Genomic DNA, 15832 nt, shown 5'->3' with positions numbered 1-15832 from the left:
ATTAATTTTATTGGCAAAAATTATAAGCAACAATCTGATATAGCCATATGCAGATTTATAATTATAGTTTGGATCTTGACATAAACAGCAAAAATTATACGTATACGTGCCATGAAACCATAAAGTTCAATGGAAATGAAGAAAAATTAATTCTGAACTCTGTAAATCTGAAAATTAAAAGGATTAAGGTAAATAATAGCATTAAAAATTTTAAAGAATTTATAAAAAACCAGGAGATAGTTGTTGACGGCATAATCACCAAAGATTCAGTTGCCGAAATCGATTTTTCCGGAGAAATACCTGAGGAGCTCCAGGGATTCTACAGGGCACACACAGAGGAAGGCGATATGTTCACCACCCAGTTCGAATCAACAGGCGCAAGGCGTTTCTTCCCGTGCATAGACAACCCATCATACAAAGCTGCCTTTGATATTACAGTAAGGGTAGATGAGGGTCTGGAAGCCATTTCAAATATGCCTGTGGAGACAAAGGAAAATGTGGATGGAAAGACTGTTATAAAATTTATGCAGACTCCGGTGATGTCAACATATCTTCTTTATCTGGGCATTGGAAAATTTGATGAGCGTTCTCTGGAATTTAACGGAAACAAAAAATTAATTCTTGCTGCACAGAAAGGCCATTTAACAGAATCTAATTACCCTCTGGAAATTGGAAAGAAAGCTATAGAATTCTACCAGGATTATTTTGGGATAGATTATCCGTTGCCAAAGGAACACCTCATATCAGTACCGGAATTTGCCGCAGGTGCGATGGAAAACTGGGGTGCCATAACATTCAGGGAAATATACCTTAATATTTCTTCATCCACAGGATCTTCTGTCAAAAAAGCTGTGGGAGAAGTAATAGCACATGAACTTGCACACCAGTGGTTCGGCGACCTTGTTACTATGAACTGGTGGGATGATCTCTGGCTAAATGAAAGTTTTGCTACCTTTATGTCATATAAAGCAATGAATAAGCTTGAAGTGGATTATGACATGTTTGCTGATTTCCTTGTGAGCGAAACTGCAGGAGCCCTGGAAGGGGATTCACTGGTTAATTCCCATCCTATTGAGGTTGAGGTAAAACATCCGGACGATATTTCACAGATTTTTGATGAGATCAGCTATGGCAAAGGCGGTAGCATATTAAGAATGATAAATGCCTTTGTTACCGACGATGTGTTTAAAAAGGGGCTTCATCTTTATCTTGAAAATTTTAAGTATAAAAATGCATCAGGGTCAGACCTGTGGGAATTTATAGCCAAGGTTTCTGACCGCCCTGTCAGGAAGGTAATGGAATCTTTCATACAGAATGTGGGATATCCTATCATTGAGGCAAAGGAAGAGGGTGGAAAGATAAAGCTTACACAATACAGGTTCCTGTTAAATGGCAAAAAGCAAAATGTCCAGTGGAAGATACCGCTAACGGCCAAATATGCAGGAGAGGTAAAGAGCATACTTTTCGATTCGGAGTCTATGGAAATTGATTTGCAGGGATTCATAAAACTCAATGACAGTGAAACTGGGTTCTACCGTGTCCTTTATTCTGATTCACTGTATGAAAATATAATCAAAAATATAGCCATACTGGATAATAAAGACATATTCGGGCTGTTAAATGATTCGCATGCATTCCTGATGGCGGGCAAATTGACTTTGAAAGAATACCTTTCCAGGATAAGTAAGTTTATGGAATTGAATGATTCCTTAATAATCAGGGAGGTATCCAATGAGCTGTTCTCATTATACCTTGTTGACCCTGAAAATTCAGAAATACTTGGGGCAAATATGGAATATCTTGCTGATAAACTCAAAATTCTTGGCGATAAGCAAAAATCAGAAAATATTAACGTTTCCCTTGCAAGAGGCATAGTTGCAAACAGATTTGCTACAATAAACAGGGGATATGCGGAAGAGCTCTCAAAATTTGCCGGGTCTCTGGATCAGGTTGACCCTGATATGCGCCTTGCGGTTCTCACATCATATGCTATAGTACACAACGATGCAGAAAAAATGCTTGATATGCTTTCAAAGTTTAAACAGGATGAAGATAAGGTTAAAACAATACAGGCAATGGCTATGCTTACCGGAGACAATAATTTCGATGCCGTGGAGAAGGCTATATCTGAGAGGAAAATAAAGGCACAGGACTCGTTGAGGTATTATATGCTGGCAGCTGCAAATCCCGGTGCAAAGGAATATATTTACAATAACCTGGAAAATATCATGGAGAAAATCCAGGCAATATTTGCCGGTTCCGGTTACTCTTCAAGGGTTATAGAAATGGTAGTTCCATTTATCGGATTAAACCACATGGAAGAGATAGAGGGAAAACTAGCAAAAATAAATATACAGGAAATAAGCAGGGGCATAAAGAAGGGGATGGAATACCTTAACATAAACCATGACCTGGTTGAAAGATTGAAAAATTAATGGAGATTTTCTGATATATTTTTATTTCATAAATATTTAGTTTAATAAATTTTAATGTAAATTACATAACACCGGGAAAAATTAATATTTCCGGTGCGGCCAAATATGGCTATATGGTTATTTATTTTTTAACCTGGTTTCATAATTGTTTAGAACATCTCTTATGCACTTGCCATAGTTATATCCTGAACCATCGTCTTCCATGCTAAATTTAGGGGTAATAAGTTTTGTCCTGATAGAATATTTCCCCTTTCCCTCTGTTTTATATTTCCTTATATTGAAAAGCAACTTTCCATTGTTCCCGATAATCCTTGATATATTGGTTATAAATTTATCTGCCATAAAGTAGGTGATATCATAAAGGTCCCTGTCCTGTTCCTCCAGTCCGGAAATCTCAATGTAAAATCCTTCTTCGGTGCCGGTTTCCAGCGAGTTCAGTATATCTGTGATACCTACTACACCGGTTAATTTTGAATCTTTTCCGGTTATAGGAATTATGTGAAGATGATTTTTCACCATCAGGGTGGCCGTGTCTACAATAGTGTTATCCTCTGTGCTGTTGATAGGATTGTCCATAAGTGAGGAGGCAACTATCTCTACCTTTGATTTGCCAGAAGTATACTGCCCGTAGCTTATTTTTTGCTTATCCATTAATATGTTGTTAATTATATCCTTCAGTCTTAAAATGCCTGCAAGTTTTCCATTGTTGGTAACAGGGATTTCGAATTCGTCCAGTGTCCTGATCTTCTGTGAGGAAGCTTCGATTTCATCGTTTGCATCTACAGTTACAACATCTGCTGTCATTATTTCATAATTTTTGGTTCTTGCTGCATCTGGATAAATATCTGAGAGATTCCTGATTATGTCCAGTCTGGTAACTATGCCCACGAGTTTCTCTTTCTGGAATACAGGTATTGAATTTAGCCCACTTTCCACTAATAATTTAACTGCTTCCATTACATTTGAGTTTTCGTTGATTCTGGGTGCAATTATAGAGAAATTATAAGCTTTTGAGTTTGTCCTTACACTTCCCCTTCTTAAAATATTTTTATAGGTAAGCATGCCTATGTATTTTTCCTCTGAAAGAACCGGAAGCTGCTGTATATCGTTCTCCCTCATTTTAGATATTGCTTCTGAAATTTTTGCATTGCTGTCAATAGTAATAGGATCCTTTTTCATGATTTCTCCAACATTCATTATATCACCAGAATTTAAGCGCTTTTGCGCCTATCATATCATTAATCTCTACAGCCCTATTTAATTTATTGCATATACCTGTAATTATATCCGAAAGCGATTCCATATCTGATATTCCCCACCTTGTAATTTCCTGGGTTCCTATCCTTCCGAACCGGTCAATTATAATCCTGTTTTTCTCAAGTTGCGTTGAAAACGAGTGATAGCCGAAACCCTTGCCTTTTAAATATTCAGGGTCAATTAAAATCTGGTGTGTTTCACTGTTCTCCGAACCTGGCAAAAGCCCGAATCCATTTTCAATGAGGCTATGGGAGAGATTTGCAGTATTTTTTACAACACTTCCGGCGTATACTTTTCCAAACTTAAGCATTTCTTCCACTGCTATAGATAACGATGCGATTCTGGACAGGTTAATATTGTCCATTGTATTGAATATTGCATTGTCTTCGATTTGATTATAGATGTCTTCTTCATCTGTAAGTATTATTCCTCCCTGTGGCCCGAAAAATGTTTTATGTGTAGATCCGTAAACTATATTTGAATATTTCAATGCATCTGGCTGGAATGCTTTTCCAGCAAGCAGTCCCATAACGTGTGATGCATCATACAGGATTTTTGTTCCATGTTTTTCACATATTTCACTGATTCTTTTCATGTCGTATGGCTTTATAAACATGGATTGGCCAAGTATTATAGTTCCTATATTGTTTGCCTTTATTTTTTCTTCCACAAGGTCATACTCCAGGTCAAAGTTGGAATATGGAGCTTCATAGAATTTATAGCCAAGAACACGGTCAAGATGCCCACCGGAGTATCCCGGGTATCCACCATCTTCTTCTGAAATTGCCATAACATTTTTATTCGTTCCAAGTACAGACAATAACGACATTTCTGCTGCCACGTGCCCGCTCAAGGGCCTTGGATCACAGTATTTGCTGCCGAACAGCCTGCAGGTATTATCTTTAAGTAGGTCAAGTATGCGGTCGAAGTATACCGTTCCACCATAGGCGTTGTAGTCTCCAATACTGAGTGAATATCTGGAAGCCATGTCGGAGGACAAAGCCTTTCTGGCATCAGGGCTCAGGACATTTTCAGATGCCTGCAAATTCAATGTGCTATTACGGTATTTATCATACTCGTCAATAATTCTAGCTGTTTCCATTATCATACATATACTTATGTTATTATAGACTTATTGCAGGAAAAAGAAACATTAGAGGCAAACCGGGTTATTGTAATAAATATCTTAGGCACAAATAAGTGGCTTATATTGCACACTATCTTTCATAATATATATGCACAAATAAAAACCATGTAAAATATTCTATACATAACATGGAAAAAACATTGCATTATCCATAGCTTTACACTGTTTTAAGGCAAATATTAATAAAGAGGATTTTCAATGATGACATATGTCATACAAGGTATATGTTGAACCAGACGATGGTGTAAAGCCATTTGTAAATTTAATAAAAAAAGCCAGGCGGTTCGTTTATATTAATTCATACCTGCTTGATGAGCCTGAAATCCTTAAAGCAATTTCTGATGCTGTAAAAAGGAAGGTTGATACACGTTTAATGGTTGATGGCAGACCGTATGGTATTAACGGGAGCGATGGCACACACGCAGAGATAGATAACCTGAGAAAAACCGGTGCTAAAGTAAAAGTTGCCCCTGAAAGATTTGAAAAGCCTAATGTTTTTGACCATGCAAAATATATGGTATCCGAAAGGCAGGCTGAAGTGGGAACACCTAATTTTACTGAAGCAGCATTCTCATCCAACAGGGAATATTTTACAATTACCTCTGATAAAAAAATTATAAAATCCCTTAAAACAATTTTTCTTGCTGATTTCGAGAATAAAGCCGCAGGCGAGATGCCCAGAAAATACCTGATTGTTTCACCCGGGTCAGAGAAAGCCCTGGGCGATTTTATTTCAAGGGAAAGAAAGTTATTGATAGAAACGGAAGAAATGGGTGATGACAAAGAAATTCTAAAAGTTTTAATGGATAAGGGGAGGAAAGTAAAACTCATCGTTCCCAGTTCCATATCTTCCACAGATATAGACGATATAAAGCAGCTTAAAAAACACGGAGTTAAGGTTAAATATATGCCTGCAAATAAATTATATATGCATGCGAAAATGATCGCGGGCAAAAAGATTTTCATAGGGTCTGAAAATTTTACAAGGTCAAGCCTTAACAGGAACAGGGAAACCGGGATTATTCTATCGGGATTGCTAAAAACCTCAAGATTGAAAAATACATTTGCCTCTGACTGGAGAAAAGCCAGAAAAAGCCTGAAACTGGCGAGGGCAACCACATCATCAAAAAATAAGAGGTATGGAGTTAAGAAGGCCGCCAAATAAGATTTATTCTATATTTACAAAATCCTGGTAGTACACTATTATATTTTTCCCATTGGAGTCAATCACCATTCTGTTTGAAAAGGCAGTTTCAATTTCTCCTGCGAATTCTCCATCATTTTTTGTTTTTATTTTTATGTATCCGCTGATAGGTACTTCCTTTATTTCAAGAACTTCGTCCCTTCCAATTATTACGGGAGTATACATTACGTTGTCCCCGGCGTAAAACTTGAGCGGGATATCCATTATTATTGAATCGCTGTCCACTGCCCTGATTATGCCGGTATATGACATGACGGTTGCGACTACCAGATAAACGCCATCGAGATTCCCGCCACGGAAACTATCAATTAAATCACTGTAACCTAAAGATATTGCACTACACATACAGGGGAAATTGGTATTTATATTAATCTTTGGCTATTATGTTGAATATATTCAGGCAAAGTTAATGTTATAAATAATTAAATGATTTCTATTGATTGATAATTCACGTGATAGTTGTAAACGGAAAACATAGAATAGAGTCTGAAGGCGACAGATTAAAAATATATACATCTGCCCCGAGGGAGAATAATAAGGCCAACTATGATATCATGAAACAGCTGGCAACATATTATAATGTTGAATTTTATAAAATAAAACTAATTTCAGGGCAAAAATCAAGAAAAAAAATTTTTTCAATAGATATTTAATTTAAAAAGTAATTGGCGTATATCCATTTTTAACGTAATCTGCTATTACTGAGGATATTGGTTTAATTTCCAGTTTCATTTCTTTCAGGATACCATCTATTTAATTATTTTCTGCATAACCACTGCATGCAATGGGTATAACTCCCTTTTCCTGAAGTTTTTTGATCAATCCAGTAACGTCAGCATCCCCTGATGCAGCAAGCTTTTCGCTCTCTCCGAATAGTATTACCCTTGTCTCATCATTAAGGTGATTTGCCAGGTTAAGGCCTATCATTGCCTTCGTCTTGTCTTTCTCGCCAGATATGATTATTATAACTCGAGTTTTGCGTTTTGGTAAATTTTATCTATATTTTCACTATTTAATATTATGATCGATATACCTGTTGTAGATTCACCTGATGTATTGAATAGACTCCTTTTAGAATTCAGGCCATTATTTGGCAGGAGGCAGTTCAGGCAATTCTGCAGGTACATAGTCTCTGGAATAGCATCTTCAACAAGGTCATCAGCACATTTAAATGGAATATTTGTAGAACATACAAACCAGTCAAACCTTAACAGGTTTTTAAGGAATATACCTGCTGATGGCATATTCAATATATCATGTTCCTTAATCAACAGGAATTGTTCTGGTCCTGTTCTCTCCCTGGATGACACAATACTCCAGAGGAATGGAAAGCATATAGATGGAGCACAGTGGATCTACGACCATTCACAGGGAAAAACTGTATATGGTATGCAATACACTACCTCTGTAATATCAGGCAATGAAGGGATATTCCCATTATCCATGGAACTTAAAACAGATGATTCGAAGATAGACCTGCAGATAAATACAATAAAAAAAGCTATGGGTGCAGGATTGAGGTTTAGTACAGTTGTATTTGATTCCTGGTACTTTTCATCAAAACTGGTAAAATTCCTTGAAAGTATGGGAAAAGATTACGTAAGTGAAGCAAAGTCAAACAGGACAGTATGCATTGATGGGAAATGGATCAGGCTGAGGGATTATGCAAATACACTTGATCTGAAATCTATGAAATCATACACAGTAAATGGAAAAACATATTTCATGAAGGCAATAACCACCAGAATGAAAAATGCAGGTATTGTAAAAGTAATAGTATCAAGGAGAATAAACTCTTTAAAGTTCTTTGTTACGAACAGGACAGACTGGAAAGTTAAAACAATAATAGGGAAATACCTGAGAAGATGGGACATAGAAGTATTCCATGAGGAATTAAAGCAGGACGGGCTAAAGCATCTCTATCAGAGGAAACATGCCACTTTGCTTGGTACGGCGAAGATGAGCCTTCTGGGTGAGCTGCTTCTCGAAATCTCTGCAATCAATTCCATGGGGAACCATTTAAAAATCAGGAAAGGAACACCTGAACCCAGGCATAAGCAAGTGGCTATAAGCATTTTAACAGATCTGTTCAAAGCAATAGAGAATAAAGGGAGATCATTCCTGGATGCTATACTGAAGTCAATTGAAGAGCCATACAGGTCAACAAGAAATATTTATGGAGGTGCAATTAATAGTTAAATCGCAAAACTCGAGTTATTATAAGCATCTTTTCTGCCATAGAGAGTGATTATTCACACCTATATAATTCTCTACTAAACGTTTAAGAAACAAAAAATACATATTCAAACGTATAAATCGCACAGGAAATTATGGAAGTGTATTTATGGCTTATCAGAAAAAAATTTACCTGAATAGTTATTTATCGTGGCTATAATAGTAATGCTGATGGCCGGTTGAATGGGCCCACTATGAGTTAACCGGGAAATAAGCAGTTCCAGCTTTCCAGTTGGCGTGCATATGCCTGATAAAATAACCTTAAAAACCTGTATGCATTTCATAAATAATGGTTAATATAAAAAAATTATATCCTGGATTGTCTCCAGATGTATCAGAATTTGCTGGAAAAAGCATAAAGAATATATCTGATGCCTACGGGACACCTGTTATTGTCTACAATATGGCAAGGGTAAGGGAAAATATACGCAGGATCAGGGATGCTTTCAATGGTATTAACATAAAAGTTCATTTTGCAGTAAAATCCAATTATAATCCATACATAGTTTCACAGATAATCAAAGAAGGCACTGGCATAGATGCGGCAAATTATAATGAAGTGAAGCTGGCAATAATGTGTGGACTGGGAAGCCGTGATATTATTGCGACACCTAACAACCTTTCAGGCACGGAACTGAGAACGATAAAGGAGGAAGGAGTAGCAATAAATTTTGACCATGAAGGGCAGATGGGTCTGTTAAAGGGAAGTCTTCCTGAAACCGTATCATTCAGGATTAATCCAGGAATAGGAAAGGGTGAATTCCCTGGAATTACAACAGGTGGCAAAAACGTTAAATTCGGTATATCCGTAGATGATGCAATATCAGCTTATTCTGCGGCAATAAAGGCAGGAGTGAAACACTTTGGTATTCATATGATGACAGGCTCCAATGTACTTGAACCGGAATTTTTCAATGAATCTAGTGGATTATTCTTTAAAATCGCGGAAACAATTTCAGACAGGACAGGGATCGACTTTGATTTCATTGACATAGGAGGGGGTTTCGGGGTTCCATATACATCAGATGAGCATGCACTGGATATTGGTAAAACGGCAGGTTACATATCAGATAATTTTAGGGCCTCAAATAACCGGGGGTATTTTAAAGATTCGCGTTTGATAATTGAACCGGGGAGGTATATAGTTGCTGATTCGGCAATATTGCTTTCTAAAGTGACATCCATAAAACATTCAGATAGGGAATTAATCGGAATAGACGCAAGCATGAATACACTTATCAGGATTCCACTTTATGGGGCACGCCATGGCATATTATTATCCGGGCATGGGGAGAACACATCCTCTTCCAGATTTGATATAGTGGGGCAGGTATGTGAAAACACCGATTATATTGCAAAGGATATAAGTATCCCTGAACCAGCTGTTGGAGATATCGTGGTCATTGCAGATGCAGGAGCCTATGTGGCTTCCATGGCATCTAACTACAATCTCCTATCACGCCCTGCAGAACTGGTTCTTGAAGGAGATAGAGAAATTTTGACAAAGGGGCATGACGGTTTAGAATCCATGCTTGCTGGTTATAAAATGAGTTGATAAATGCCGGTTTCATTGATAAATATGTACAAAATGTCCATGAAGGGAAGCAACATATTTATATATCCATGATTTAATATCCGAAAAGGTGTGATAAAATAACGAATAACGGAAATAGTTCAGTAAAATTAAAGAAATCCCTATCCTCTGTGGACATATTTCTTATCAGTTTCAGTGGAATGGTCGGATCCGGATGGCTGCTTGGAGTTCTTGCTGGCCCTGCATATGCCGGCCCGGCATCAATACTAACATGGGTTGTAGCCGGAGTATTCTTTATAATTCTGGCACTTGTATTCAGTGAGCTGGGGACTTTATTCCCTTACAGCGGTTCACTGGTAAGGTTCAACGAATTCTCCCATGGCCCTGTGAGCAATTTCTACCTTGGCTGGGCATATATGATCGGTGCCATAGCTACTCCACCGGTTGAAGCAGCTGCGCTTACAGGATTTATCAGCAGTTATGTTCCGGGAATTTATAACTCATCTGTTGCCCTGCTAACTCCACTCGGCGTAATAGTTGCCCTGGCACTTCTGGGATTATTTATTATAGTTCAGTATGCTGGTGTCAACGTCTTTGGGAAATCTAATGCTGTAATGACATGGTTTAAAATGGCTGCTATTATTCTGACAATAATATTTGTATTTGCATTCATATTCCATGCAAGGAACTTTTTTGCACTGTCCCATGGCTTTCTTCCATATGGCCCATCCTCAGTATTCGCTGCCATGGTTCCAGCCGGAGTTATATTCTCCTATGAAGGTTTCAGGCAGGGGCTTGACTATGCAGGGGAGACCAAAAATCCAAAAAGGTCTGTTCCACTTGGCATGATAAGTGCCATGCTGGCTGCTATGGCGACATATATTATGCTGCAGATTGTATTTATCGGTGCAGTAAACTGGAAAGCAGCAGGCGTTCCTGTAGGCGATTGGAGCGGCTTATTGTCATCAACATGGTCTGCAAACCCGTTCTTCTATGCTTTCCATTCTACCGATGAGACCCTTCTTATAGGATTTTCCATATTCCTTATTATAGTAGCTGTTGTATCATCGGCTTCCACTCTTGGAGTATATGTTGGATCTTCAGCCAGGTCATTATATGGAATGGCAAAAATGAATTATATCCCGGCATTTTTCGGGAAGATCCATCCAAGATTCAGGACTCCATGGATTTCGCTGGTTGTAACTTTCATAATAGGGGCCATGTTTTTACTTCCTTTCCCAAGCTGGTACGCCCTTGTGGGAATTAATTCGTCATTTACAGTTTTTGCCTATCTGGCTGCCGGAATTACCAACACCTCGTTAAGAAAAACGGCACCGGAAATGGAAAGGCCATTTAAAACTCCCTTCCTTACAGTTATGGCACCTCTGGCATTCGTAATAGCCTCAATGCTTGTCTATTTTTCAGGATGGAGCACGGTGGCACTTCTTTTATTAATAGTCGATGGCGGGCTGCCAATATTCCTGCTTAGCCGTTATGGGAGGGAGACTTTCCATATTAACATGAGATCAGCATCCCTATTTTCTGCTATATACTGGGTAATTTTCATATTTATAGGGATTATTTATGCCCTCTCATTATTGCCATTTGAAGAGTATTTTGCGCTCTTTTCAGCTACCATTTTAGTGACTCCCTATCTGCTTTACAGGATGTCTGGAAGAACCGCATCCATACACATAAGGGCTTCAATCTGGATTGTAGTTTACAGTATTATACTGGGAATAATGTCATATTATGGTTCCCTTGGCATCAATGCAATACCATTCCCCTATGACTATATAATAATGGCCATAATGAGCCTTACAATCTATTTTATAGCCATAAATACAGGGTACCATACGGACAAATTAAAAGAATACCAGTCAACAGGCGGGGTGACAGACGAATAAGCAAATATTGATATTATTCACAACAATAATAAAATTTATATTTTTTTGCATGTTACATATTTATGGAGTTTATTGATTTTTATAAGAAATTTATTTTTTCCAATTCAAAAGGGAGGAATACAATGCTGGGAGAATTAAAATCCCTGAAAATTAACGAACCATTTAACTGGGTATCGGAAATTTTTGAAAAATTATTTGCCGGAAATGATAAAGATGCAATAATATATATTAATGAGGGCACAGGCGAGGAGAGAAGAATATCATACAGAAAACTATATGAAAGCTATAACCAGTTTATTAATTTTCTCAGGGCAGAGGGCATAAATAAGGGTTCAAGTGTATACATTATGGCAGGCTCTATCCCTGAACAGTGGGTTGTAATGATGGGGGCACTGAAAGCCGGCTTCATTGTTATCCCGACGGCAGCGAATTTAACCGAGTATGAGCTGAATTACAGGTTTTCCCAGGATAGCCCGGATGTAATAATATCAGATGAGGCAAGCGCTGAAAAATTGGAACATGTACTTAACACAGAAGCTTTAAAACTGGTAATAGGAAATAGGGAGGGCTGGATAAGCTTTGATGAAATATACAAAATGGAGATAAATGCTGAACCCGCGGAACTTGGAAAGGATGATTTATTCATTAAGTATTTTACCTCAGGTACTACAGGCATGCCAAAGGCAGTAAGGCATAGCTCGATTTTATACCCCATAGGCCAGTTAAGCACCGTTACTGCAATAGGAATAAGGCCAGAGTATATTCACAACAATCTCAGTTCTCCCGGATGGGCAAAATTCGCATGGAGTTCTTTTTTTGCGCCACTGTGTGCAGGTGCCACTGTACTTTCCATAGATTACAGGGGCAGGTTGAATTCTTCCAGGTATCTGGAATTGATAGACAGATATAAGGTTAACACATTCTGTGCACCGCCTACTGCATGGAGGCAGTTCATCTCATTAAAAAATTTAAATATTGAACTGAAGCATTTAAAGGAAACCGTGAGTGCGGGTGAGCCACTCAATGGCGAAGTAATAAACAAGTGGAAAGAACGCTATGGAACTGTAATAAGGGATTTTTACGGGCAGAGTGAATCAACAGCTATGGTTGCCAACCTGGCAGGAGAAGAACCGGTACCGGGTTCAATGGGAAAACCTTTAAAATCTTACAACCTAGTGCTTGTGGATGATGATATGAATTTGATAACCCACCCGTTAAACATAGGAAATATAGCTGTGGGCGATTACTCGGGAACATATGGCCTTTTCCTTGGATATTCGGACAGGGAAAAGGATGCATCGGTTTTCGTGAATGGCTATTATTTAACAGGTGACAAGGCATATTTTGACGATAATGGATATTTCTACTTTATTAGCAGGACAGATGATGTGATCAAAACGTCCGATTACAGGGTAGGCCCATTTGAAGTGGAAAGTGCAATAATAAAAAATGAGGCTGTTCTAGAGTCTGCTGTAATCGGTATTCCAGATTCTATGAAATACGAAAAGATCAAAGCCTTTGTAATATTAAAAGATGGATATGTAAAAAGTGAAGAAACAGCGAAATCTATACATAGTACAGTAAAAACTCTTCTTCCAGCCTACAAGTGCCCGAGAGTAATAGAATTCACAGATGAATTGCCTAAAACTATCAGTGGCAAAATAAAGCGGAAGGAATTAAAACAATTGGAACTGGAAAGGGCAAATAACGGAGTTAAAGATAATTATACATATGATTTCTAAAACTACTAAAATTAATAATTTCATAATTGTATTGATATAATTATGTGATGTATTATATAATTTCATATGAAATATTTTTATAGAATTATATAATACTTTATTATGTTGATTTCAGAAACCACCGGTATAAATGATATGGAATGCCACATTAAGCTAAATATTGACTCGTTTATGGCACAGAACCTTAAGCTCCTTGGCAAGGATTATACACTGTTCTTCAGGAAAGAAGGAGATGATGTATACATAAAAACATTTGTAGATAAATCCTTTGAACACATGCTTGTTCCTAATCCGGATGCTTTCCAGCAAATAGATAATTATTTCTCAATAACGGAAAAATTGAAATTCCCCATAATTTTTGAATTCATTTCCAGTTTAAATTCAATCCCTACTGTTATGATGCACCGTCCATACTTATCCGACGGCATGTTGAATATAGTTTTTTCCTATATGCACAGGTATTCAAAAAATGTTACCGATGCCTTTATTCCGGTAACTTCTGGAAGTAAACTGGTAGCTGATGTATCGATTCACCCTTCCAGCGGTGCCCTGGCAACTTTACTTAATTTCTCTAAAATACGCCCTTTAAGTGTAATTAGATTCAGAATACACAGGGATGCGCATGATGATAGAAAATTAATGGATAATCTGGAATCATCAGGATCAATAGGCAGGCTCGTAACAGATTATATTGATAAAAAGCAATTCAGGATGGCAGTTATATCTGAGAAACCCTTAGAATTGCTTCCTGGCATAGAGAAAATTCCCGGGGATGGGAATTTTTACTGGATTACAATAAATAATCCTATTCTGGGAAAGGTAATGGAAAAGGCCGGGTCACGTGGAATATACATTGATACCACTTATTTTCAGATAGAGAAAAAACATCTTGTCATTACACAATTTATCCCGAAAATTCGAACAATTGAATACATGCAGATACTTTTTAACACGTCTATAGCTGAAATAAATAGAAACGATGTTGCCATTGATATAGCCACTCCCCTGTCTGAACATATAATCAATTTCTTGTAAAACAGATTCTGGCTGTTAAAATTTTTTATGCATAATTTTAGTTGTTTTTAAGATCCAATTCGCTTTCATGGGCTGGCATGCAACTTGTCTGTATAACTATATTAAAAACTAATTGCATATAAAAATGCAATCATTTAAAAAACTCGAATTTTATTTTTTCTATGGCTTCACTTATCTCTTCCTCTGTGTTATAAAAGTGAGGTGCGATCCTGAGCGAATCACCCCTTGCAGATGTTATAATTTTGTATTTTTTCTTTAACATTGCTTCTGCATCGCCGGGATTTTTCATCGGTATGGCTATTATATTTGCAGCTTCATCCGGTGTTATAGTTGGTATTCCATTCCTCTCCAGCGAATCAATTGCATGCTGAAACAACTTCCTGTCTTCTTTTTCTATGTAATCATAATAATCAAGTATTGCTTTCATCCCTTCAATTGATGCATATATGGAAGGAATTGCCCATGTTCCATTTTCAAATCTCCTCGCTCCTTCAGCATAATTCAAGGATTCAGCACCAAACTCAAATGGATTTTTCTGGGAAAACCATCCAATGTTTGCAGGTTTCAACGTTTCAACTATCTCCGGATTGACATATAGAAATGCAACACCGGATACACCGAGAAGCCATTTGAGGTTCCCGGATGCAAGAAAATCTATCTTTGATTTTTTGACATCTATATTTACACCACCAAGAGATTGATAATCGTCCACATAGATATATGAGCCATTCTCATGTGCAATGCTGGCTATTTTTCCTACATCCTGCCTGAACCCGTTAAGGGATGATACGTGTATGGCCGTTGTCATCAATGTATTTTTATTAATAGCGCCATTATAATTATCTATGTCAATTGTATTGCCACTGCTCTTTATGGTTTTTATTTCAGCGCCGTATTTCGAATATCCATACAACGCAAAATTCGTTGTTGGGAATTCCATGTCAGAAGTTACAATTTCATTGCGGTTTGAGAATTCCATGGAACCCATAATTGAATTCAACGCCGATGATACGGAATACAGTGCAGCGATGTCTTTTTTATCTGCGTGGATGAGCTGTGCAAAGAGTTCGCGGGCTTTCTCCACTTTTTCAGTCCATAAATTCCACGGGTTCCCCAACTCTATTACATCTTTCATATAATTTTCCATGCTGGACTTAACAGTCTTAAGCATAGGTGATTTAGAGCAGGCTGCAAGATGGTTGACATTATCCAGATTATAAAATAATTCTCTTATTTTTTCCTTATTCATATAAATCCTCCTTTATCTGTATTTTTAAAATATCTTTTTTCTTTATAAATATGTAGGCAAGTGCTATTATGCCGTGTGTCAGAATTA

General features: G+C 37.5%; 13 protein-coding genes. 8 read left to right on the top strand and 5 right to left on the bottom strand.

Annotation, left to right across the window (positions count from 1 at the left end; genetic code table 11):
- Positions 1–47 precede the first annotated feature (47 nt).
- Complete coding sequence (locus tag fad_RS03175; protein ID WP_081141744.1) at positions 48–2435, top strand: M1 family metallopeptidase; 2388 nt, start codon at positions 48–50, stop codon at positions 2433–2435.
- A gap of 117 nt (positions 2436–2552) precedes the next feature.
- On the opposite strand, the gene fad_RS03170 is transcribed toward fad_RS03175, so the two are convergent.
- Positions 2553–3632, bottom strand: a complete 1080-nt coding sequence (locus tag fad_RS03170) for a CBS domain-containing protein (RefSeq protein WP_009887704.1) — start codon at positions 3630–3632, stop codon at positions 2553–2555.
- A 4-nt stretch (positions 3633–3636) separates the two neighbouring features.
- Complete coding sequence (locus fad_RS03165) at positions 3637–4794, bottom strand: DegT/DnrJ/EryC1/StrS family aminotransferase (protein ID WP_196795613.1); 1158 nt, start codon at positions 4792–4794, stop codon at positions 3637–3639.
- A 253-nt stretch (positions 4795–5047) separates the two neighbouring features.
- On the opposite strand from fad_RS03165, the gene fad_RS03160 reads away from it, so the two are divergent.
- Positions 5048–6004: a phospholipase D-like domain-containing protein gene (locus fad_RS03160; protein ID WP_081141741.1), complete on the top strand. Its 957-nt coding sequence runs from the start codon at positions 5048–5050 to the stop codon at positions 6002–6004.
- A gap of 3 nt (positions 6005–6007) precedes the next feature.
- Here the strand turns inward: fad_RS03160 and fad_RS03155 are convergent, their stop codons facing one another.
- On the bottom strand, positions 6008–6388 hold the full coding sequence (locus tag fad_RS03155) for a hypothetical protein (protein WP_009887701.1): 381 nt from the start codon (positions 6386–6388) through the stop codon (positions 6008–6010).
- 107 nt (positions 6389–6495) lie between these two features.
- Between fad_RS03155 and fad_RS03150 the strand changes: the two genes are divergently transcribed.
- Positions 6496–6696: a DUF167 domain-containing protein gene (locus fad_RS03150; RefSeq protein ID WP_009887700.1), complete on the top strand. Its 201-nt coding sequence runs from the start codon at positions 6496–6498 to the stop codon at positions 6694–6696.
- Between the two features lie 100 nt (positions 6697–6796).
- Here the strand turns inward: fad_RS03150 and fad_RS09225 are convergent, their stop codons facing one another.
- Positions 6797–6970 carry a hypothetical protein gene (locus fad_RS09225; protein WP_009887699.1) on the bottom strand — a complete coding sequence of 58 codons (174 nt, stop codon included), beginning with the start codon at positions 6968–6970 and terminating at the stop codon, positions 6797–6799.
- Between the two features lie 93 nt (positions 6971–7063).
- Here fad_RS09225 and fad_RS03145 point away from each other — a divergent pair, with 93 nt between their 5' ends.
- The 5 genes from fad_RS03145 to fad_RS03125 all read left to right on the top strand — a co-directional run bounded on the left by fad_RS03145 (position 7064) and on the right by fad_RS03125 (position 14496).
- Entirely contained in the window at positions 7064–8242 is a 1179-nt protein-coding gene (locus fad_RS03145) for a transposase (RefSeq protein ID WP_009886499.1), read from the top strand.
- A gap of 325 nt (positions 8243–8567) precedes the next feature.
- Positions 8568–9833 carry a diaminopimelate decarboxylase gene (lysA, locus tag fad_RS03140; RefSeq protein WP_009887698.1) on the top strand — a complete coding sequence of 422 codons (1266 nt, stop codon included), beginning with the start codon at positions 8568–8570 and terminating at the stop codon, positions 9831–9833.
- A 149-nt stretch (positions 9834–9982) separates the two neighbouring features.
- Complete coding sequence (locus fad_RS03135; protein WP_009887697.1) at positions 9983–11719, top strand: APC family permease; 1737 nt, start codon at positions 9983–9985, stop codon at positions 11717–11719.
- Between the two features lie 62 nt (positions 11720–11781).
- A complete protein-coding gene (locus tag fad_RS03130; protein WP_009887696.1) occupies positions 11782–13461 on the top strand; it encodes an acyl-CoA synthetase in 1680 nt (559 codons plus the stop codon).
- Positions 13462–13563: 102 nt separating this feature from the next.
- Positions 13564–14496 carry a hypothetical protein gene (locus fad_RS03125; protein WP_081141738.1) on the top strand — a complete coding sequence of 311 codons (933 nt, stop codon included), beginning with the start codon at positions 13564–13566 and terminating at the stop codon, positions 14494–14496.
- Between the two features lie 130 nt (positions 14497–14626).
- On the opposite strand, the gene fad_RS03120 is transcribed toward fad_RS03125, so the two are convergent.
- Complete coding sequence (locus fad_RS03120) at positions 14627–15745, bottom strand: aminotransferase class V-fold PLP-dependent enzyme (protein WP_081141736.1); 1119 nt, start codon at positions 15743–15745, stop codon at positions 14627–14629.
- Between the last annotated feature and the right edge of the window lie 87 nt (positions 15746–15832).

It is taken from the genome of Ferroplasma acidiphilum (assembly GCF_002078355.1).
In the GTDB taxonomy this organism is placed as follows: Archaea; Thermoplasmatota; Thermoplasmata; order Thermoplasmatales; family Thermoplasmataceae; genus Ferroplasma; species Ferroplasma acidiphilum.
The sequence above is the reverse complement of the archived record's forward strand: the minus strand, read 5'-3'. Positions and strand labels throughout refer to the sequence as shown.

Excerpts from the sequence above, each read along its gene's own strand:
- lysA (WP_009887698.1), top strand. The coding sequence starts at position 8,568 with ATGGTTAATATAAAAAAATTATATCCTGGATTGTCTCCAGATGTATCA.
- fad_RS03155 (WP_009887701.1), bottom strand. The coding sequence starts at position 6,388 with ATGTGTAGTGCAATATCTTTAGGTTACAGTGATTTAATTGATAGTTTC.
- fad_RS03120 (WP_081141736.1), bottom strand. The coding sequence starts at position 15,745 with ATGAATAAGGAAAAAATAAGAGAATTATTTTATAATCTGGATAATGTC.
- fad_RS03125 (WP_081141738.1), top strand. The coding sequence starts at position 13,564 with ATGTTGATTTCAGAAACCACCGGTATAAATGATATGGAATGCCACATT.
- fad_RS03175 (WP_081141744.1), top strand. The coding sequence starts at position 48 with ATGCAGATTTATAATTATAGTTTGGATCTTGACATAAACAGCAAAAAT.
- fad_RS03130 (WP_009887696.1), top strand. The coding sequence starts at position 11,782 with ATGGAGTTTATTGATTTTTATAAGAAATTTATTTTTTCCAATTCAAAA.
- fad_RS03165 (WP_196795613.1), bottom strand. The coding sequence starts at position 4,794 with ATGGAAACAGCTAGAATTATTGACGAGTATGATAAATACCGTAATAGC.
- fad_RS03170 (WP_009887704.1), bottom strand. The coding sequence starts at position 3,632 with ATGAATGTTGGAGAAATCATGAAAAAGGATCCTATTACTATTGACAGC.
- fad_RS03145 (WP_009886499.1), top strand. The coding sequence starts at position 7,064 with ATGATCGATATACCTGTTGTAGATTCACCTGATGTATTGAATAGACTC.
- fad_RS03160 (WP_081141741.1), top strand. The coding sequence starts at position 5,048 with ATGTCATACAAGGTATATGTTGAACCAGACGATGGTGTAAAGCCATTT.
- fad_RS09225 (WP_009887699.1), bottom strand. The coding sequence starts at position 6,970 with ATGATAGGCCTTAACCTGGCAAATCACCTTAATGATGAGACAAGGGTA.